This window comes from Streptomyces sp. NBC_01474, from assembly GCF_035918215.1.
GTDB lineage: Bacteria > Actinomycetota > Actinomycetes > Streptomycetales > Streptomycetaceae > Streptomyces > Streptomyces aureus.
The window spans coordinates 1-21,770 of sequence record NZ_CP109449.1 but is presented as its reverse complement, the minus strand read 5'-3'; the positions used below and the strand labels follow the sequence as shown (position 1 = coordinate 21,770).

At 69.1% G+C, this 21,770-nt stretch carries 12 protein-coding genes; 6 read left to right on the top strand and 6 right to left on the bottom strand.

Going from position 1 to position 21,770, the window contains the following annotated elements; translation table 11 throughout:
* Positions 1 to 195 precede the first annotated feature (195 nt).
* From OG758_RS00060 to OG758_RS00045, 4 genes are read right to left on the bottom strand one after another with little or no spacing between them, the layout of a single operon-like run.
* Complete coding sequence (locus tag OG758_RS00060; protein WP_326707986.1) at positions 196 to 1,533, bottom strand: AAA domain-containing protein; 1,338 nt, start codon at positions 1,531 to 1,533, stop codon at positions 196 to 198.
* Complete coding sequence (locus OG758_RS00055; RefSeq protein WP_326715748.1) at positions 1,523 to 3,019, bottom strand: hypothetical protein; 1,497 nt, start codon at positions 3,017 to 3,019, stop codon at positions 1,523 to 1,525. The genes OG758_RS00060 and OG758_RS00055 overlap by 11 nt, the downstream gene beginning before the upstream one ends.
* A 2-nt stretch (positions 3,020 to 3,021) precedes the next feature.
* Positions 3,022 to 4,182: a hypothetical protein gene (locus OG758_RS00050; protein WP_326707985.1), complete on the bottom strand. Its 1,161-nt coding sequence runs from the start codon at positions 4,180 to 4,182 to the stop codon at positions 3,022 to 3,024.
* A gap of 36 nt (positions 4,183 to 4,218) precedes the next feature.
* A complete protein-coding gene (locus OG758_RS00045; protein ID WP_326707984.1) occupies positions 4,219 to 5,064 on the bottom strand; it encodes a hypothetical protein in 846 nt (281 codons plus the stop codon).
* Positions 5,065 to 5,165: 101 nt separating this feature from the next.
* Between OG758_RS00045 and OG758_RS00040 the strand changes: the two genes are divergently transcribed.
* From OG758_RS00040 to OG758_RS00015, 6 genes are all read left to right on the top strand, one after another.
* The gene (locus OG758_RS00040; protein WP_326707983.1) at positions 5,166 to 6,488 is read left to right on the top strand and encodes a metallophosphoesterase family protein; all 1,323 of its coding nucleotides are present in this window, start codon (positions 5,166 to 5,168) and stop codon (positions 6,486 to 6,488) included.
* Entirely contained in the window at positions 6,485 to 9,679 is a 3,195-nt protein-coding gene (locus OG758_RS00035) for an SMC family ATPase (RefSeq protein ID WP_326707982.1), read from the top strand. The genes OG758_RS00040 and OG758_RS00035 overlap by 4 nt, the downstream gene beginning before the upstream one ends.
* 122 nt (positions 9,680 to 9,801) lie before the next feature.
* Positions 9,802 to 11,292 (top strand): hypothetical protein, encoded by a 1,491-nt coding sequence (locus OG758_RS00030; RefSeq protein WP_326707981.1) that lies wholly within the window; start codon positions 9,802 to 9,804, stop codon positions 11,290 to 11,292.
* The gene (locus tag OG758_RS00025; protein WP_326707980.1) at positions 11,289 to 12,113 is read left to right on the top strand and encodes a hypothetical protein; all 825 of its coding nucleotides are present in this window, start codon (positions 11,289 to 11,291) and stop codon (positions 12,111 to 12,113) included. Before OG758_RS00030 ends, OG758_RS00025 begins: the two co-directional genes overlap by 4 nt.
* A gap of 8 nt (positions 12,114 to 12,121) precedes the next feature.
* Positions 12,122 to 16,621, top strand: coding sequence for a hypothetical protein (locus OG758_RS00020; RefSeq protein ID WP_326707979.1), 4,500 nt, complete (start codon positions 12,122 to 12,124; stop codon positions 16,619 to 16,621).
* The gene (locus tag OG758_RS00015) at positions 16,618 to 17,697 is read left to right on the top strand and encodes a Wadjet anti-phage system protein JetD domain-containing protein (protein ID WP_326707978.1); all 1,080 of its coding nucleotides are present in this window, start codon (positions 16,618 to 16,620) and stop codon (positions 17,695 to 17,697) included. Before OG758_RS00020 ends, OG758_RS00015 begins: the two co-directional genes overlap by 4 nt.
* Before the next feature lie 600 nt (positions 17,698 to 18,297).
* Here the strand turns inward: OG758_RS00015 and OG758_RS00010 are convergent.
* Together OG758_RS00010 and OG758_RS00005 are read right to left on the bottom strand one after the other, a co-directional pair.
* Positions 18,298 to 20,946, bottom strand: coding sequence for a DEAD/DEAH box helicase (locus tag OG758_RS00010; protein ID WP_326707977.1), 2,649 nt, complete (start codon positions 20,944 to 20,946; stop codon positions 18,298 to 18,300).
* Entirely contained in the window at positions 20,943 to 21,578 is a 636-nt protein-coding gene (locus tag OG758_RS00005; RefSeq protein ID WP_326707976.1) for a hypothetical protein, read from the bottom strand. The genes OG758_RS00010 and OG758_RS00005 overlap by 4 nt, the downstream gene beginning before the upstream one ends.
* Positions 21,579 to 21,770: the final 192 nt, after the last annotated feature.

The following is a 21,770-nucleotide window of genomic DNA, read 5'->3' as shown; positions in this document are numbered from 1 at the left end:
TCCCGACCCGCTCCACCGCCATGATCTACCTCGCGAGGATCGCTCTCATGGCACGCCGACTCACCAGAGAATCAACCCCAACCCGGCGAGGAATCTGGTACCTCGTCAAAGCCGTGTATCAGGACGAAGCATCGGGAAACTCCCTCTGACGCCGAGACCGGTGTAGAGCAGCAGCTACGGGTGCAGGTGCGAAGGTCAGGCGGCGACGCGGTGCTGGGCGAGTTTTGCCAGCATGACGTGGTTGGCTTCCCAGCCGTCGGGGAATTTGGCCGGCACGGACAGGTGTACTGGGTCGGTGGAGGGGTGGTTGTCGAGGAGATCGGCGATTCCTTCACGGGCGACGACGATGCAGGCCTGTCGGTGGCGGGAGGCCAGCACGCACAGTCTTCCGGCCTCGAGGTGGAATGCTGTGGCGTCGCGGCGGCCGGACAACGGGTGGACGACGATGACGACTTCGAACTCGCGGCCCTGCAGTCGGTTCGCGGTGTCGACCGCCACTTCTGGCGCGTTGGGGTGGCCGGTCCGGGCGAGGGCGGCGCGGACCAGGTCGGCCTGGTCGCGGTGGGCGACTCCGATGGCGATGTCGGCGGCCTCCAGGGCGCGGCCGTTGGGGTTGCGTTCGCAGGTGGCGACCGCGCCTCGGGCTAGCAGCCGTTCGGCGAGGTGCGCGGCTGTCTGGATGGTTTCGGTGTCGGTGCGCGGGACGTGGCGGCGGGGCAGTTCGTGCAGGGCCCAGCCGGTGCTGAAGGCTGTCGCGAGGGTCTCGTCGAGGCGGGTGTTGCCGAATCTTGTGGTGCGGAAGTCCAGGGCGCGGGTGCCGGCACCGGTTCCGGCGGTGAAGTCGGTGAAGGGGTAGAAGGCCTGGGAGATGGTGGGGGCGGCGGAGGCCGGCAGGCGCCAGGACACTGGCAGTCGGTGCACGGGGATGTGGGGGTTGTGTTCCAGCATGACGGTGACGCCGTTTTGTGTCGGGTCGTGCGGCAGCCCGATCCAGCGTTCGGTGCCGACGATCGTGAACGGGTCCAGCTGGCCGGGGTCGCCGACGAACAGGCCGTGGTCGAAGCGCTCGACGATCTGCAGCAGCATGTCCGAGCGCATCTGGTAGGCCTCGTCCAGGACTGCCCAGCCGAAAGTGGTGTCGCGGACGGTGGCCCACTTGGCGGCGGTGCCGACGATGATCTGGCAGCCGGTCAGGTCGGTCAGGGTGCGTCCGATGGTGGTGTTCGTCAGTGTGCTCAGGGCCGGTGGTGGGCTGTAGTCGCTGGCGCTCAGGCGGCCGAGGGGGATGTCGGGGTGGGTGTTGGCGAGGCGTTCGATCAGGTCGTCGACCTGGTTGTTGGTCTGGGCGACGATGATCGGGCGTTCGCCGCCTGCGGTGAGTTCCTGGGCGGCGCGGACCACGAGGGTGCTCTTGCCGGCGCCGGGCGGGGAGTCGACGACGACGGCTCTGTGGTGGGTGTCGGCCAGGTCGGACAGGATCGCGGCGGTGGCGGCGCTCGCGGCGGCGCCTGGGGTGTCGTTGTCAGTTGTCATGGCCCCACTCCTCGGCGGCGGCGTTCTCGGGTACGGCTTGATCGTCCGGTCCGTCGGGGTCGGCGCTGTGCGTCCACGGGGTGTGGTCGGAGTCCGGGAAGTTCGGTTTCGGGCGCCAGCCCGGGTCGGGAAGGTAGGCGATGTCCTTGTCCAGGTCCGGTACGGAGCCCGCCTTGGGGGTGCGGGCACGTCCCATGCCGGCGCTGACCTCCACCGTGACAAGGGTCGTGTCGCCGTCGGGGAGGACGGAGACGATGACGGCCTTGTGGCCTTTCGGCATGGACGGGCTGATCAACGTGGTGCCGGCGGCCAGGCGCAGAGGGTCGCTGGTGCGGACAGTGACGTGCGGACGTGGCACCGGCCTGTTCTTGACCACGACCCGGTCGGGCTCGCTCGCCACGACCGTTCCGGCGAATGCCTCTCCGCCGCTGCGCCGGTCGGCGAGCACAAACGGGTCGTCGAACGCTACGGCGGCCTCGAAGTCGGCCAGCGCACTCTCCAGTTGACTCAGGCGCCGTGCCGCGCCGATCGCGGTGTCCCGCTTGCGTTGCGGCAGGCCGCCGACGTCCCGGTAGTCGGAGTAGTTGGTGAAGAGCCGGCAGTCGCGATCGACGCGCCCGGCGTTCTGAGGCGCTTCGGGGACGGACCGCAGTATCGAGACGGCCCTCCATATCAGGCGCCAGGTGGGCTTGGTCTGTTCGGCGATCAGCTCGGTCAGCTCGGTCTGGGCGGTGGCCAGCGCGTGCGGATCGCCGAGTGTATGGGCGGTGTCGAATCGCTTGATCGCGGGCGCCAGGTCGCGGTTGTCGAACTCCGGGGAGGTCGTCGGCCCTGCCGGCGGGCAGACGTCCGGGTTCTCCGCATCTTCCAGAGCCTGGGCGACGCTCACCCCGGGCGGGGGGTCGATCCAGGCCATGAGTGAGGCCAGGTTCTGGTCCTCCAGTGAGCTTTGACCGGTTGCCCAGTGTTCGGTGAGCATCTTGGTGAGGGGCAGCAGCATGGAGGTGCCGGCGATCTCGGCTGTGTCGACCAGAAAGGTCAGCCACATGCCGAACTCGGGGACGACGTCCGGGACGGCGTAGGTGCCGGACGTCGAGCGGAAGCGGCACATGCGCCCGAGGTCTGCCAAGGCTTTGATGCCGCCGTGGTTGGGGACGAGGATCTGCGGCACGTCGGTGTACCAGGACCGCTCGCCTTCGCCGCGGCGGTCCTGACGATAGGAGTCGATGTAGTCCATCACGGCCCGGCCCAGCTCGGCGGCGAACGCGAACCTCTGGTCCCGGTTGCGGGGTTGGGGCACGACCAGCAGGGTCATGTCCCTCTTGGCAGTGCCGACCATGGCCGCCAGCGGGGCCCCGGCTTCTCCGGCCATCGTCAGCGGAATGATGACCAGCGGGCGGTCCGACAGGCGGTGGTGGCGGAACGCGGTCCGGGGGACCGCCGCCATGGTTTCCATCGCCTCCACGTGCGCCAGCGCCGACAGCATGTTCACGCGGCACCCCCGTACATTGCGGTCAACTCGGCACGCAGCCGGGCGGCGTGCCGCAGCGCGGCGGCCGTGTCGCTCTGGTCCGCCGTCGGCGTCAGCTGCCCGCGGGCCAGCCCCAGGGCCATCGTCGTAGTGTCGATCCCGCCGAGCTGCTCGCGTACCGCGGGGCCGAGTACGTCCAGGGAGGCCTCCGCCCGGGCGCGGGCGCGGCAGAAGAAGGCCATCTCGCAGTGGTTCAGGCAGTCCGGTCGGTACGTCGCGGGCACCTGTTCCACGGCCGCGACCAGTTCTTCGGCCGGGCGGCGGGGCCGTTGGTCCTTGTCAAGATCGAGGTCGAAGGTCAGCCCCTCGGGCAGCAGGTCCACGAGGTCGCTGATGCGCCCGATGCGGGCCAGCTGGCGGGTCAGGGCGGCGACCTGCTTGCGGGCGTCCACGAAGTCCGCGGTCGGGCGGTTGGTGAAGTCCTTCGGCGCGACCAGCACGATGGTGTCGGACACGGTCTCCGGGTCGATCCCCTCCTTCGTGAGGAGAGCCCGCAACGCGAGGACGTACGCGCACGCCTGCGTCGTCGCCGACCGCACCTGCATCGGGGCGGCCTGCCCGTCGATGATTGGGAAGCTCTTGATCTCGACGACGTAGAAGCGGCCGTCGATGCGGAAGGCGACCAGGTCCGGCTCGAGGAACGCATCCTCGCCGCCGACCTGGAGGTGCAGCATCGGGTGGTCGAACAGGGTGCCGTCACCGGTTCCCCGGGCCGCCTGCAGGAGGACCCGGGCGGTGTGATCCCTGCGGTTGCGGTTGCGGTCGCCCTTGCTGTTGTCGCCGGCGACGCCGACGTCGTTCAGGTCCAGGTACGCCACCTCGGGCAGGGTCAGTCCCAGGGTCTCGCGCAGGACACGCAGGAGTTCCGCACAGCCGTTGTCCTTCACCATTGCCTCGAAGGCATTGCCGCGAGCGAAGGCGAAGGCGGACTGACCGAAAGGGGACGGGTGGCCGGTGCGCGCGGCGATCGCGGCCTTGTCGGATCCGGAGGCGTCCAGCAGGGCGCGCAGCGTGCAGCGCGGGTTGTTCTCCAGGGCGGCCAGCGACCGGGCGTTGTAGGGCCGCCGTGATGCGGATCCGCGCAGCGCGTTCAGACGGTCGTCGACGTGTGATTTCACGGTGGTAGAGATCCTTGCGGGGGAGGGGACGGGGTGTCAGGCCCGGGCCCGCAGCGGTGTGACGTTCTGCGGGGGCGCGCCGAACAGCTGCTGGGCGTCGCCCAGCGATGTGCGGGCCCGCCGTGAGGCCTCGGCCCGGGTTGCGCGGTCGGCATGGAGGTGCACGTCCAGCTCGGTCTGGGCGGCATCGATCACCTGCTGCGGGTCCAGTGCGCTCTCGTGCCCGGGAGCGCCCCTCGGCATCGCGTCGGGGATGTTCGCTGCGAAGCGCCACAACAGCCGCAGCGCCGCCGGGCGGGGCTCTCCCTTCGTGGACGTCGTGGGAGCGTGGACCGCCTCGGCGACACGGATGGCGCTGGTGAGGAAGTCGACGCGCGGGGACAGTGGGCCGATGATGCGCTGTTCCAGCGTCCAGGTACTGATGGTGACGAGCGCCCGTACCGGCGTCAGCAGGTCGTGTGACAGCGCCGGGCAGAGGTAGTACGGCCGGGCTCCGGGGCTGGACTTGTAGGAACGCTCTTCGTCCCGGCGCAGGCTGGACAGCTTGGACGCGGACAGCTCGCCGAGGAAGAACGCCTCGTGCACCCCCACGATCAGCTTGGGGGCGGCCGGCGTCCCGAGCAGCATCAGGGCTCGGTGGACGTGCTCGCGTGCTGGAAGCTGCGATCCGAGCGCAACCGGCGGTACTCCCGCCACGGTGCGCGGCGGTGGCGCGGGTACCGGGTCTCCGGTATCGATCAGGGTGTCCCAGGCCCGCTCGGCGCGGCGGAGCTGCGCCCGCAGCTCACCGGCACGCTCGCTGTCGCCTGCGGCGGAAGCGGCGCGGATCGCACGGCGCAGGCTGCTGATGCTCTTCTCCAGGGCATCCAGAGGATCGCTCATGCCGTAGACGTTACCAGAGTTCCAGAGTTTCCAGACTTTTTCCCGTGTTTCCGTGTACAGTCGGCGCCATCGAACCTCACCCGGCCCTCCTGGAGGCACCCGTGACGGGACGCATCTTCCACACCTCCGACTGGCACCTGGGCAAACCGCTCGGCCGCCATCGACGCGACGCCGAAGTCGACGCCGTCCTGGATGAAATCGTCGACATCGCCGACGACTTCGCCCCCGACCTGATCGTGCACAGCGGTGACCTGTTCGATGCCTCCCGGCCGGGACTGGACGACCTTCGCCGCGCCGCGCAGGCGCTGCGCCGCCTCGGCGAGATCGCCCCCGTGGTCGTCGTCGCCGGTAACCACGACACCCGCAACGTCCTGGCCTTCCTGGAATTCATCTTGAACGGCACGGGCATCGGCGAAGACGAACAAGCCCGGGTCCGCTTCGCTACCGACGCCCGCCCCGACGGCCTGCTGGTGGCCGACTACCCCGCCCAGAACGGTGAGTTGACGCTGCGCATCGGCGCGCTGCCGTACCTGCACCCCAACCGGTTCGCCTACGACTTCACCGACCCCGCCCTGACGACCGCGACCTACGCCGAGCGACTGCGCACCGTTCAGGCCGACGTCTACCGCCGCCTCGCCGCAGGACGCGACGCCCGGGACATTTTGGTCTTCGCCGCCCATCTGTTCGTGGAAGGTGCCCTCCCCTCCTACTCGGAACGGAAGATCTCCATCGCCGACGAGTACGCGACGGCCGCCGCCGACCTGCCCGACGTCGCCTACGGCGCCCTCGGCCACATCCACAAACCCCAGCATGTCCAGCGCGCCGGATACCCGGCCCACTACGCCGGCAGCCCCCTGCAGATGGACTTCGGCGAGAGCGGCGACACCAAGAGCGTGGTGCTGGCCGAGGTCGGCCCCGACGCCACGCCCCGCATCGACCCCGTTCCCCTGACCTCCGGCCGCCGCCTGGTCCGCCTGGAGGGCACCCTGGAAGAAATCGCGCAACGCGCCGCGAGGGTCAACGACGCCTGGGTGAAGGCGGTAGTGGACGTCGAGGTTCCCGACCCATACCTTCCCGACACCCTGGCCAAGATGCTGCCGCGGGCAACCCTCGTCGACGTCGACGAACGCCGCGCCGGGGCCGCCGAGAGCGTGCCGGGCCAGCGGAAGGCCCCCACCGAACTGCCCGGCATCGAAGAACTGCTGCGCGACTACCTGCGCGGCCACGGAACCACCGGACTGGCCCTGGACCGTGCCATGAACGCCCTCGCACATCTGCAAGCCGAACCCGACCTCGACGACCCGGCACCGTGCTGCGAGGAGACCCTGCTGACCGCAGCCATCGACGGTCGGCCCCTCAACAGCATCGACCGCTCAGGCCTGCTGTCCGGCACCGACACCACCGCAGCGGAGACGACGCGATGAAGCCCCTGACGCTCACCCTCACCGGATTCCGCAGCTACCCCGGACAGGTCACCGTCGACTTCACCGGCACAAGCCTGGTCGGCGTCGTCGGTGACACCGGAGCCGGCAAAAGCAGTCTCCTCGACGGCATCAGCTACGCCTTGTTCCGCAAGAGCTCCTGGAGCGCCACCAAGCCCGGACAGCTCATCGCCGACGGTGCCCAGGCCATGAGCGTGGACCTCACCTTCCTGCACGAGGGGCAACGCTGGCACGTCCACCGCACCATGCATGCCACCAACCCGAACGCCGGCCGGCACCATCTGAAGAACCTCGACACCGGCGAGGAAACCGACAACGCCAATCACGTCGACGACCGCCTCGAAGCGGTGCTGCAGATGAGCTACGAGACGTTCCTGCGCGTGGGACTGCTGCCGCAGGGCAAGTTCGATCAGCTCCTCATCGCGGCCCCCAAAGAACGCGGCAAACTGCTGCGGGAACTGTTCGGCGCCGAGTCACTGGAAACCATCCAGCGAACCGCCGCCCGCCAACGCGAGACGCTCAACAGCCTCCTGGCGGTCGCCAAGACCAAGCGCGAGGCCATGCCGGACGACCCCGCACAGGCCGCCGATGAAGCCGGGGCGGCCGCCGCACAGGCCGAAACCCGCGCCGAGCACCTCAACGCGGCCGTCGGCCGCATCACCCAGCTGCAGAAGGAATCCTCCACGGCACAGGCCGCCACCGCAGGGGCCACCGCCGCTGCCCACATGCTCTTCGCGCGCTCCGTGTCCGACGCGGGCACCACCCTCGAGGCCCTCGAACCGGTCGCCGCCGACATCGCCGCGCGACGCGAGGCCCTGAACATCCAGGCCACCCGTGCCGCAGAGCAGGAAAGCGGCCTGACGGATGCGATCGCTGCCGCAGACGCGGAAGGCGAAGGACAAGACGCCCTCAGCAAGGCCGCGGTGATCCTTGAAGCCCTCGCGGCGGACGCCGAAGAGCACCGCGGCGAACGCGACCGGCTCGCCCAGCAGAACGAACAACTCACCGACGAAGACGAGGCCATCACCCGCACCGAAGAAGAACTCGTCGAACGCGCCGCACAGATAGAACCCTCGGCGCACAAGGCGCGTGCCGCCGCCCAAACGGCCAAGCATGTGCGCCAGCAGGCCGCCGCGGCCCGCACCCATCTGGCTGCGGCCCTCACGGCAGCCGGCCGCCTCGCCGATGCCGTACGCGGCCAGAGCGCCGCGGCGAGCCAGCATCAAGCCGCCCGCGGGCGGTGCGGCGAGATGCAAGAGGCACACGCCTCAGCCGAAGGAAACCGTGACGCCGCCCGGACAAGCGTGGAAACGCTGCAACAACGCGACCAGGCCGCCGCAATCGGCGCTGACCTGCACGACGGCGACGACTGCCCCATCTGCCTCAGGCAACTCCCGGACGGCTTCGAACCGGCGCCCGGGAGCGATGCCGCCGAACTGGCCGAGGCAAGAACCCAACTCACCCACGCGAACCGTGCACAGGAAAACGCCGCCGACCAGCTCGCCCGGGCCCGCGCCGCCGTGACGGCGGCCGAAACAGCCATCCGCGAACGGGACACGGACCACGACACGGCGCAGCAGACCGCGCGCGAGACCGAGGCCAAGGCCAAGAGCGCCTTCAGCGATCTCGCGACCACCGCCGCCGCCGGCCACTTCGACGACGCGGCGGCGATGGCGGCACTAACCGCCGTCACCACCGCCCGGGCCACTCCTGCCGCCGACGGCTCCGCACACCACGAGGAGCTCCTCGAGCAGGACATCGCACCGATCACCGACGCGCTCACCGCATGCGAACACGCAGCCGAAACCGAAGCCGAGCAGCTGCAGGCCGACGTGCACCACCGCACCGCCCGGATCGACACGGACCGCGCGACGCTCAACGAGCGCAAGAAATCCCACCAACGCGCCGTCGAAGGCCACCAGACCGCTCTTTCGGCACACACCCGCGCCGTGGCCAAGACCACCCGCGCCCTGGCCGCGCTGCCCCCGCGGATCCGGGCCACACTGCCCGGCGATGCGATCGAGGTGACCGCCGATGCGGCGTCCACCGCACTCGATGCCGTGGCCGCCCGGCAGACCGCACTCCAAGAGTTGTTCGACCAGCGGGAATCAGCACGACAGGAGAAGAACGCCGTGCTCAGCCGGCAGCGTGCCCTGGACGAGGAGACCCGCACCGATGTGGACCGCCCGCTGAGCGAGTTGCGCGGCAACCTGGACGCCTGGGCCCAAGCCGTCACCGACGCCGTCACCTACCTCGACGCAGCCGAGGCATGCCCCGCGCCGCAGACCCCCGCCGCGCCAGGGATCCCCGCCACCTGCCAGTTCGCCGCCGAACTGGCCACGGCCACCGCGACGTTGAACGACAAGCTCGCCGAGCACGCCGACGCCGCCGCCCAGCGCGCAGCGGCCGCGACGGCGAGCCTGCGTGAACAGACGTCCGCACTCGCCGAGGTCGACGGGTTCGACCCCACCACCGACCTGACGGCAGCAGACGCCCTGCACCCCCTGGTCACGGCCGCCGCACAGGCGGGTATGGAGGCCACGGACCAGCGGCACAAGCAACAGACCGCACAGGACATGATCAAACCGGCCGCCGACCTGGACTTCGCCGTCACCGCCGGCACCGCCCGGGCCAAGGCGCTGGACGTACTGCGCCGGGAACTGGTCGACGCCAAGTTCCTGGCTCACCTCACGATGCTGCGCACCCGCGCGCTGCGCGACGTCGCCAGTGACCTGCTCGGCCAGATGTCCGACGACCGGTTCGGCTTCGCCGACAACTTCGACATCATCAGCCGCACCTCCGGGGTCAACCACCACCCGAACCGGCTGTCCGGCGGGGAGAAGTTCCAGGCCTCACTCGCCCTGGCCCTGGCCCTGGCCGAACTGCACTCCCGCAGCGGATCGAGCCTGGGCTCCCTGTTCCTCGACGAAGGTTTCGCAGCGCTTGATTCGGCTGCACTGGACTCGGCCCTGGACGTGCTGCGCGCCCGGGCCGGCGGCGACCGCCTCGTCATGGTGATCAGCCATCTGCACGCCGTCGCCGAGGCCGTCGACGCGGTGCTGTGGGTGGAGCGGGGGGCCACCGGGTCCAGCACGCGCTGGCTGACCCCGGCAGAGCGCGACGACCTCGTACAAGCCGACCTGGCCAGCGGCCTGCAGACACTAACGCAATAGCGGTGCCGACGGGCCGGGGCGCGTCCGGAATCCACGCAAGGCCCCCTGGCCCTCAGGCCCCCGACAGGCCACCCTCATTTTGATCGTCGTGACGGCAGTTCATGGGGCGGGAAGGGAACTGGATGTCTGAAGCGGGACTTCGCGGCCGCGACACGCTGGGACTTGCAACCCGAGTGAAGGCACTCGCCGTAGCCGACCCGGTCCTCGACCTGGAACGCCGCAAGCCACTGCTCACCTCACGCGAGTGGACCGGCTACCAGATGGAGGAGCTGGCACTCACCGCCATCGACACCGTCACCCTGAAGATGGACTTCGACGACGGCGCACGACACGAAGACATCGTGACCGCCGTGGCCCGTGTCGCCGGCCTGCAGATACCGCAGCGCGACCGCGACGAACACACCGACGTGGCCCGCTGGGTCCTCGACAGCCTGCTGAACGTCGGCACCGTCGACCGCGACTTCAGCCACGTCTACGGAATCACCTCCAACGGCACCTACACCTCGCACCGCTTCTCCTTCAAGCTGCTGCGCGAAGTCCCGGGACCCGATGGGCGGCCACGGCTGCGCGCCTCCAACGAGGCGATCGCCGTACTCGTCGGAGCGGTGGACCTCGACATCGCCTCCGAACAGGTTGCCGCCGACGCCAAGTTGGAAGCCCTGGTCCGACGAGGGCGGCTCACCGACGCCCACCGCGCCGCGGAGATGGCGCTGCGCCGCACCGTGCAATACACCGAGCACATCCGCACCCGCCTGGAGGGGATGCGCCGCGACATCCGCTCCGTGGACTGGGTCCGTGACGTGCAGCGCATGCAGACCGAAGCGCTTGAGCACATCGAGGACCGCATCAACGCCGAAAACACCATCAAGGACAACCTCGTCCGGATGATGGAGAACAGCACCGAGGACACCACCCCGGCCCAGGCCGCCGAGCTGATCGCGATCCTCGAGGAATGCCTGCGCCGGCACGCCTCACTTCAGGCGAATCTGCAGGAGATCGGAGAACGGTTCCGCGCCGAACAAGAACGCCAGAGCTTCGTGCCGCCCCCGAGCCGGTCCCACATCAACCTCGAGCGCCAACTACTCCAGCCGGCCCTGCAACTGCCGGTGCGGCAGGCGTATCCGCTACTGGACCAGTTCGCGACGGCGGCGACACCGCCGCACCGCCCCGCAACCATCTACCTTCCGGACCTGATCGCCAGCCTCATGACGCCGCCGGCCGAACCTGACGGCGACGATGGCCTGATCATCGAGCCGGAATTCGGCGACACGCACGACACCAGCGTCTTCTCCGACGATCAGTACACAGCCGTCGAAGGATTGCTGGAACAGGCCGACACCGACGGGGTGCGCCTGTCCGAGCTCCTGAACACGGCACGCCGCAGCGCTACGACGGCCGGGCAGCCAGACCTCGACCACCTGCTCGCCCTGCACGTGCTGGGCCTGTTCGGCGCCCCGCGCTACGCCCCCGACCGCGGCACGGTACTGGCGGCGCTGGCCGACGACAGCGAACTGGACGACGCCTTGTTCGCCGGCCACGACCTGCTGGTGGTCCGGGGCCCCGCCGCCACCGTCCTGACCATCGGCACCGACTTCGAGGAGGGCGCGGCGTGAACAACATTGACGACACGGCCGCCGTCACCAGACTGCTCGCCTTCGGCTTCCAACCCGGCCTGACACCCCGGCGCAACGCCGAGTACGCCACGCTGATCGGCCGCTGCCGCACCGATCCGCAGTTCGTGCAGCAACTGCACGCCGCCGCACGCGGATTCGACCTGACCGTGATCGCCGCCGACCCACGGGCCGGACTGGTGCTCGGGGCGACCGCTGAAACACAGTTCGCGGTCAGCGTCACCGACCACATCAGCAAGCCCGCCGACCGGCCGATCGCGGCACTGGCCCACCTGGCCATCGCCGCGCTCGCCTACTACCGCCCCGAGGACCTGGACGACGAATCCCACGTCGGCCGCGTCACCGTCCGTCACATCGACGCGATGGTCGAGCAAGCCACCAAGGAACTGGAACGCCAAGCCGCTGACACCGACGCCGACGACGGAGTCCCGGTCGACCACCCGGACCTCATCCACCTGTGGCGCTACTACCAGCGACGCAACCCCGTGGCCTCCACCGGGGATGACCGTGCCCACTCCAAGAGCAGGCACGCGATCATCAAGCGGGTGGCCGAGTACCTCGCGGACAACGGGATGCTGAGGCGCGCAGGCAAAGAGAACGCCGGCACCTACACCACCACCGCCCGCTACCAGATCCAGGTACGGGAGCTGGCCGGCCAGCAGATGCTCGGCCAGCTGGCCGAGCTCGGGATCACCGTCGGGCTCGACGGCGAGCCCTCGTTCCACAGCCCGCACGCCGAATCCACGGACACGGCCGATGCCGCAGCACCCGCCTCCCTGCCCGCAGCCGAGCCAGGAGCCTGATCCCAGCGATGTACGAACTCAACCGCGTCCGCCTGTACAACATCGGCCCGATGGGAGCCCGGTACGACGACGTCCCGCTCGATCTGTCCGACGGCGGCTTGCCGATCCCGGCCCACGCCCTGATCCCCACGGCCGGGCAGCTGTTCCGCCGTCCCGCACCCGCGACACTGCTGGTCCTGGAGAACGGCGGCGGGAAGTCCGTGTTCATCCGGATGCTCCTGTCCACGGTGCTGCCCGAACGGCAGTCCCGCAAAGGACGTGAGGCACTGCGCGCCTACGTGGTGTCCGCGGCGGCCCCCTCCCATGTGGCCCTGGAATGGGTCAATGTCCGCACTGGCGAAACCCTGGTGACTGGGCAGGTGCTGGCCCCGACCACGGACGACAAGATCGACCGGATGTTCTACTCGCTGCATCCCAACGCAGCAACGACCTTGGCCACGCTCCCGTTTGCCGAGGGTCGGCGGCGGCTGCGGATGAATGCATTCCACGACGCGCTCAAGCGGCTGGACGCCGATGACAAAACACTGCACGTAGAGATCGAGAAACGCCAGGGGGAGTGGGAGAAGCACCTGCGCCGGCTCGGCCTGGAGCCGGACCTGTTCGCCGTCCAGCAAGCGATGAACGTGGACGAGGGAGACGCGGCCGAGGCGTTCAAGACCACCACCGGCCGGCAGTTCGCGGAATGGATGCTGAGCAAGGCGCTGGACGCCGATGACTTCACCGAGCTGGGTGACGCCTTCGGCGCCTACGCCAAGAACATCGGTCGGCGCGAGCAGCTGCTGCTGGACCGCGACTTCTCCACGGCCACCGGGGCAGCCGCCGAGCAGTTGGCCCGACGCAAGGACGCGCACACGGCAGCGGCCGCCGCGGCCCGCACCGCTGCGACCACCTTGGGGCAACTCGCTGCGGAAATCCGCGAATTCGTCCACCGCTCGGAAGGAGCCGTGCAGAAACACCGCGCGGGCCATGAGACCGCCCGGGCGCACACCGAAGAACGACAACAGGCTCGTGACCACGCCGACCTGCTCCACAAGGAAGTACGACGCAGCACCCTGTTCCTGCGTCGCCATGCCGCACGCGCCCAAGCCGCACAGGTTCAAGAACAGCTCGACGCCGAACGCGACGAGCTCACCGCATGGATGCTGGTCCCCACGGTGCTGAAAGCCGCTGCCGCACACGAGAAGTACCGTGTGGCCAGCGAGCTGCTGGACGCTGCGGAACTGGCCGCAGGCGCCGCCCGGCTCCGCCGCGACCAGGCCGGGGCCCAGTTCGCCGGCAGCCTGCGCGGCAGGGCGCAGCAGTGTGCGACGCAGGCCGACGACCTCGACCACACAAGCGCCACGAAAACGGCGCAAGGGGGCGAGGCCGAGGACCGTGCTGTCAAGGACGAACGACTGGCCGCCTCGCACACAGCCCGGGCCGAGCTGCTCGCCCAACAGATCAAGAAGGTGGACCTCCGCCTCGAGCAGGCACGGCAGACCGGGCTCCTCGAGGAGAACGAGTCCGTTGCGGAAGCCGATGCCCGCCTGGGTACCGAGGCAGCCCGCCTCGACACCAGGGCGACGGAGGAACGCGCCGCTCACCAGCAGCTCGAGCGGGACGCCCGCCGACTCGAGGAGCGGGCGAACCAGCTGATCGAACCCGAGGTGACCGCCCGCGCTGCAGCCGAGGCTGCAGCGCGGGCGGTCACGGACACCCACAGTGCCGCAGCAGAACTCACCTCCCACACGCTGCTGCGGGAACTCGCCGAACTCGATGACGGCGAGGACGTGCCCGGCGGCGACCCCGTCCTGTGGTTGGAGCACAACGCCTCCCCGCTGCGTCACCTGGCAGCCTCGGTCCAGGCGTCGGCAGGGGAGCAGCTGGACGCGTTGAAAGCCGACGACCGGGCGGACCAGCGACTGATCGCCGCCCTCACCGTCGAGGACGATGCCCTCATGCCGCCGCGCCAGGCCGTCGAGGACCTCCTCGAACTGCTGGCCGGCCACGGCATCGACGCAATGGCCGGCTGGAGGGCTCTGGAACAGCTGGTGAACCCGCGCCTGCATGCCGCAGCCATCCAGGCCCACCCCGCAGTGGTCGACGGCATCGTGGTGACCGACCAGGAAACCCTGCGCAAAGCGCAGGCCGTATTGACGCAGAACCCGCTGCTGCCGGCAGCAGCTGTACTTGTCTCCACCCCCGAACCGTTGCACACAGAGCCGGCCCCACCGAACAGCGGCTTCGTCGTCGAGCCGACCCCCGCCCTGCACGACTGCGACGCCGCCGCCGCGCTGCGGGAACAGGCCGAAACCCGCATCGCCGGTCGCCGCCGGCCCCTGGAAGACCTTTCCGCACGCCAGACGGCGGCCTTCCAGCTGGAAGGCTGGCTCGACACCTGGCTGTGCCACCACCCGCCGGGGAACGCCGAGCAGACCCGCTCGGCGGCGCAGGCCCTGGCCACCACAGCACGCGAGGCCGAGTCCGCGCTGAATGCCGCACGCAACGCATACACCCAGGCCCTGGAGACCCTCGACGAGCATGGCACCGCCGTGTCGGACGCCGAACGTGCCGCACTCAACGCTGCCCGGACCTGCGAAGCCCTCGGCCGGCTCGCACAGGAGGTCGCCGAAGCCGACACCCACCGTGCCGAGAGCGGCGAACTCCACACCCAGGCCGAAGAGCGTCGAGCAACAGCCCAGGACCACCGCGACACCGCCGCCCGCCTGCGGCGCCAGGTCACCGAATGCGCCGTGCAGGCCGAGTCGCTGCGCCGCGATGCCGCCTCGTACACCGCCCGGATGGACAAGGTCGTCTACGGAAACCAGCCCCTGAACCCTCCCGCAGGCGAACCGGACCTGGCCGCTCTTGAGATCGCCTACGAGGAAGCAGCGGCAGGCCTGGGCGCCGTGGAGGTCGGCGAGGACCTGCTGCGGCGCGTCGAGGAAGCGCAACAGGAAGCATCCAACCGTGACGGCGAACTCCGTGGCCAACCGGCCGACATCGTGGCCCGCGCCGAAGTGCTGGCCGCCTCCGCCCAAGCCGGCAGCACCGAAACCCTCGAGGCCACGAAACGGCGCCTGGCCCGCACGGTCAAGACGCTGGAAGGTGAACACCACTCGCTCAGTGAGCGCAGCGGCCAACTCCATGCAGAAGCACAGGCCGCCGGCCAGCCCAGCGGCCTGCCCTGGACCAGTCTCGACACCGAATGGACCCCGTCGAACCCCGCCGAAGGCACCCACCTCACCGAACGGGCCGGTGCCGGGCTGAAGGACACCGAGACCCAGCTCCAGGAAGCCCTCGATGCCGAACGCTCCAACGAGCGCAAACTCCGCAAGACCGAAGCCGGGGCACGCGAGATGACCGTCGTCCACCGCGGCCTGGCGTCCGCCATCCGCAGACTGGACCTCCCCTCCCACGCCGCACCGTTCGCCAAAACCGCCGACGAGGCGCAACACGCTGCCGATGAGGCGACCAAGGCGCACAGCGATGCGATGGACCAGCTGCGCGACGCGAACCAGGACCTGGACGAGGCGATCCTGGAATTCCGTGACACGGCCAACCAGAACCGCTTCGGCGCCCTCAAGGCGCCGATCTACCACCAGCTCACCGACATCGACAAAACGTCGCTGGTCGAGCGCGCCGCACAGTGGGCGGCCCAACTGACCGACCGGGCCGCCAGCCTGACCACCGACCTGGAGAGCTCCGAACGCCACCGCAGCCTGCTCATCGACCAGCTCAAGCACCGCACCAGCCACGCGCTGAGTCTGCTAGAGAAGGCCGAACGGCTTTCCTGCCTACCCGAAGGCGCCGGAGTTTGGGCCAGACAGAAGATCCTCAAGATCGGCTTCAGCAAGCCCGAAGCACAGGTCCTAGCCGTACGCATCGCCGAGACCCTGGACGAGACCGCCCGCACTCAGCCCAGCCTGCCCGGCCGTGACCTCGTACTGCGCTGTGTCGGGGCCGCGGTCCCACGCGACTTCAAGGTCGAAATCCTCAAGCCTGACGCCGCCGGCCGCGCCGACTACGCCTCCATCAGCGACATGAGCAAAGTGTTCTCAGGAGGCCAGGAACTCACCGGCGCGATCATGCTGTACTGCACTCTCGCAGCACTCCGCAGCAGCACCCAGACCGGGACCCGCAGCACCACCCGCCTCGGCGGCATGCTGATCCTGGACAACCCGATCGGCAAGGCGAACGCCGACTACCTACTGACCCTGCAGATGAACATGGCCGCCGCCCTCGGCGTCCAACTGATCTACACCACCGGAAACATGGAGGACCGCGTGCTGGCCACGTTCCCCCTGTGCATCCGACTGCGCAACGACGCCGATCAGCGCACTGGGACACGGCACCTGCACGTCACCGACCGCGTCACCCGCCCCACGCCACCGGACGAGGACGGCGTCACCGGACGGCTCTCCGCAGCACGGCTGCTGGTGAAACCACGCGATGCCCACACCCCGCCCGACCCCGTCGAGGTGACCCCGGCAGACAGCCCCTCCAGCGAGACGGCCTCGGGCCGATGAACGATAGCCAAGGCGGCAACGACACCGAGCGGCAACCGCTGTCCTCGTCGGCGGCCTGCCTGGCCGCGACCCTCACCGCGACCACCCACCACCGGGTCGAACAGGCCACGATCCTCACGGCCTTCGGCCAGGCCTGCCCCGGCACAGCCGGCACCACACAGGGCCGCCCCGTTCTGTCCGCCCTGCTTGACGAACTCGCCGACCACCAGCTCATACAACTGCCGCGCAGCCGTGACGGATGGGACACCACACAGCCACCGCTGCCACGCTGGTTGCGTCTGCCCAAGACGACCGAGAGCAGACCTCCGCGCACGACAGCACCTGTGCTATGGCGCCGCGAGCTCTCCTGGGCGAACACCGCCACACTGACCACCTCACAAACCGAAACCCTCAAGACCATCAACCGGTGGCTGCGCGACACGCATGGGGACGACCGACAACGGACCGTCGTCCCCATGCGCGAGCGCTCACTGGAGATCTTCGGTGACGAAAAGCGCCTAGACGCACTGACATCCAGCACGCTCTTCGCACCCCGCCGCCTCACCCTGGCCACACTGTCCGCCAAGCGGATCCCGCCACCCCTGGCCCACAACCGCGTCGGTGACGGCGGCACCGTCCTGGTGATCGAAAACAGCGACACCTTCGAAACCGTCAGCTCACTCCTGGCCGACAACTGCGGTCGAGTGGGCCATGTTGCGTTCGGCGGCGGTCACGCCTTCGAAGCCTCGATCACCCGCATCGCACAACTCGAAGGCGTGACGGACATCGCCTACTACGGCGACCTCGACGACGACGGCCTCACCATTCCCCAAAGAGCCAACGTGTCAGCAACCGCATCACAGCTTCCGCCAATCCGACCCGCCCGTGGCCTCTACCGGCTCCTGCTGAGCGAAAACCTCCAAGGGCCGGCCCCGAAACGAGTAGAACCGCTGACCGCCGAACGACGCGTTTCCTGGCTGCCGGCCCCTCTGCGGTGCCAGGTAGCCGAAATCCTCACCGCCGGGAACAGGCTCGCCCAGGAAGCCACCGGAACGCTGACGCTACGACGCGACAACTCATGGCGTGACGACCTGTGAACGTTCTCCCCGCCGATCCATGACCTGCACGGCATAGACGGCCTCCAACGGCCAACTCCGCGAGCCGGACCGCCCGTCTCCGCCCTCAGCTGAGCGAAGCCGCGGAATAGCCGCCGGGGCGGATGCCACAATGCCCCCAATTTGCGCCGCCACAACCGAAAGCCACCACCCCATGGCCACCGCCAAGCTCCTGCTGCGCCAGGCTTCGCGTCGCCGGATCGAACTGCGGACGCGGACGGCCCTGCCCGACCGTGTCGGGGAAGCCGGTCTCCACCTCCCGCAAATGCGTGCTGCCACGCCAGCGCCCGCACCTCTGCCGGCAGCGCCTCCAGCAGCCCGAATGGTGGGACTCTCCCCGGCGTCGGCCCGCCTTCTACGTCGAAGGACGGATCGGAGAACAGGTAGGACAGCAGCATTACCGCCGCTGTACGCCGGGCCCGGATCAACACGACATACAACAGTCGCGACCCGTCGGTGAATGGCTCCTGCTCGTAGCCGTAGAACTCGTCTGGCCCCAGGAGGAGGATCGTCGTGTCCGCCTCGCGGCCCTTGGTCTGATGAAGGTTCATCAGGGGGATGAGCGGGCTGTCTCCGAATGCCCTACGCCCTGGCCCACTCCACCCCCAGCTCGGCGAGGGTGGTGCGTTGTTCGGGGGTGAGTTTGTCGCGGCGGGTTTTGGTGTTGGTGATCCACACGCCCAGCTTCACGACCACCGGAGCGGCCTCGCCCTTGACTGCGATCTCCTCTGCGTGGGCCCTGGGAACACGGTGGTGGCCCTCACGGGCGACGTACTGAGCGAGAGCCTGGATTCCCCGCTGGAAGGCTGCTGACGTCTTCCCCGGTGTTTTCCCGGCGCCCTTGGCCGCTGGGGCGGGCCGTTCAGCGGGCGTGATGCCCAGTTCGGACAGGCGTCGCTGCTGTTCGTCGGACAGTTCCGTCCAGGAATTCGCCTGCCGTTGGAGCCATTTGCCGAGGTCGTCGCCTTCGAACAGCACGCCGGGTTCGATCCTGGGCAGCACGCCGCTGGCCTCGGTGTCGATCAGGTCGGCGAGGACCCGGTGGTGGCGCTGCCAGTCCAGTGGCCAGGGGCAGTTCCAGTCCGGGTCGATGGCGGTGAGCTGGGCGGCCCGTGCTGCCGCGCGCTCGGGGTCCTTGCCGAGGCCGCCTTTCCTGCGGAGGTTGGCCATGTGCTGACCGACGGGCACGAGCTCGTTCTCAGCGCCGCCCCACGTGGTGTCCTGCCTCGGGGCGAGGTGGCCGTGAGCGTGGTGGTATGAGCGCAGCATGGCCAGCTTTGTCTCCCACGCTTCATCGCCCGGTTCCCACACCATGCCTTCGTCGTCCAGCTGCTCCTTGCGGTGCTGGTCCAGTTCGCCGGCTCGGTACGCCCGCCTCTGTTGGTGCACCCACCTGCCCAGCGGAAAAGCGTTCGTGACCCCGACTTCGGCCTCAACGTCGTACGGCACGGCGTACAGCCCGGTGACGCTGTTCTCGGTCCGCCAGCGGCGCAGGGCCTGGAACCCTTCGAGCCAGACGAGGGACTCCGGCCGGTAGACCCGGGTGCGCAGGAAGGCGGCGATCGTCGCCGGGTCGCGCGGGCTGGAGAAGTGCAGCAGGGCGGACTCCACCGCGCCCTGTGTCCCGTCTTGGTTCTGGCCCTCGCCGCTGGCCCCGACGATCCGCCCTTCGTCGTCACGCTTCACGTGCACCTTGCGCTCGTGCTTGCTGCGCGAGAGTGCGTGGGATGCCAGCTGCTCGACCAGCTTTTCGGAGTGACTACGCAGCCCTTGGAGCACGGCTACAAGGGGGCGGAACGAGGCTGAGGCGACCATGTCGTCCGGGTCCTCGCCGGGCTCCAGGAAGATGGGCACGATGATCCTGGCGACCTTCGTACTGCCGTCCGGGTTCGGCCTCAGCGCCCGGCCGATGTTCTGCACGATCTCCACCTGGGAGCCGCGGGTGTCAGCGAAGCACACGGCCTCCACTCCCCGCTCGCCCACGATGTCCACGCCCTCACCGAGGACCCGAACGGACGCGAGGAACGCGCGGTGGACCCGCCTGTTCTCCGCGTTGATGCCGCCTGCGAACTGGCGCAGGACCTCGCGCCGTTCGGACACGAGGTGGTCGCCGCACAGCCAGCTCGCCCACACTCGGTCTGCAGGGACGTGCCGGAACGGCTCCAGCTCGTACGGCTCGGCCCCGATCGAGGACGGCGGCAATACGGCCGCATCTTCGAGGAACTTGTCGGACGCCTCGGTCGCGTACAGCTGTGCGGCGGTCTGCGGCAGCTTCTCCGCGAACGCCGCAGCCTCCTCAACCCGCTGATGGAAGGTCATGACGGTGTGCAGGCTGTATGCGGCCGCGTGCTCCAGGAGCGCGGTCTGCAGCAGCGCCAGACGCCGCCCGCGCAACGCCTCCTCCGACAGTCCACTGACCGGCTCTGGGTCCCGAATTTCTAGGACATCAATCTCGAAGCCTGCCAGAATTCCTCGTTCGATGGCCTCTGAGAGCCCGAGCTCGAAAATCCACTCGCCGTAGGGTCCTGCCGGGTCGCTGAGCATCGAAGCGATCTCCAGCTCCTGGCCGTCCTTGCCCTTCTGCGGGCGGGGAGCGGCGAGGATCCGCGGAGTCGCGGTCAGGTAGAGCCGGCAGTCCGCGGGGATCCGCTGGTTGTCGTGGATCGCGGCCCAGGGCCGGCCGAGGTCCCCGGCGGTCCCGTGGGCTTCGTCTACGACCGCGAGGTCGAACGGGGCCATGGTCTGTCCGTACAGCCGCTCCCCGCCCGCCAGGGCGGCCTCCAGCGGCCCGCGCACCTTCCGCTGACCCAACGGGGCATCGATGTCCTCCCGGTCCACGAGAGAGGCGTACGTAGCGAACACGATCACGGCCCCCTGCCCGGCCCACAGGGCGAGCTGGATCGGGTTCGTGGTCGTCCGCACCCCGAGCTGCTCCAGGACGTCGTCCTTCTCCAGCGAGCACACGGCAACCATCGGGGAGCGGTGGCCGACTCGGCGCCACGCCTGGGCGGTCTGCACGAGGAGGTCCAACGTGGGGACCGTGACGAGGATCCGGCCGCCGGAGAAGCATTCCAGCGCAGCCGAAGCGGCCGTGATCGTCTTCCCGGAACCGGTCGCGGAGACGACCGTGCCACGGAGCCCCTCAGCGGGCACAGATGATCTTGCAGAGAATCCGACCCATTTACGGATTCTTGAATTTGCTTCTACCTGGTGTTCTCGAAGCTGGATCACAGCAATTCTCCGGGTTCGGGAAGGACCTGCTCGACCGAGGTAATCCGGTATCCGCCCTGCCGGTAAGAGCCGTCTGGGCGTCCGTAGACGGCCCAGGGCCGGTGGGCGGCTTCACTGAGGGAGGAGGCCATCAGGTGGACGGTGAGGCGCGGTTCACCCAAGGAGCCGGCCCGCTGGGCAACGATCCGGCAGACCCGATGGCGCAGCATCTCGACCGGTACCCCGCCATGTTGCTCTGCCGCGGCTACGTCAGCGGCCACACGCTGCATCCGCTGCTCCTCACGGCGACCTACACGCCGATCCTGCCCCGGTGCATAGACAGGCATCTGCTGCTCCGTCATCACGTGGGCGACACGCTTCCATTCAAGGTGCTCCCACACGGCGATCGCCAGCTCACTCAGGCTGAGGAGCTCTGCCGGTCCTTTGCGTGCGCGTTCCTCGCGTTCCCGGGAGAGCCGCACATGCGTCTGCACCTGGCCGAGGGCGAGCCCGGTGGCCTTTCTCGTCACACCGAGCCGCGCAATTTCTTCCGGAAGATATTCGTAGACTGACATGAGCCTCGTCCGCGGCCAGAGGGTATCCCTTATTTCTACCAACTCTACATGCTGCATCAAATTGATGATGCGTGGCATCGAAACCAGGACACGAACGAGCGACCCCTCGTAGCCAGTCACCCTTCCGCCCCCCTCCCGGGAGACAGGGGGCCGGAAGGGCATGGAGGTCTGGGGCGAAGCGGAGGGCACCAGTCCCTTAGGGTGCTGCCAGACCAGGGCTGCTCATGACGCCTGGCGGTTCATCACAGGGGGATGCGTGAGTAGGCAGGC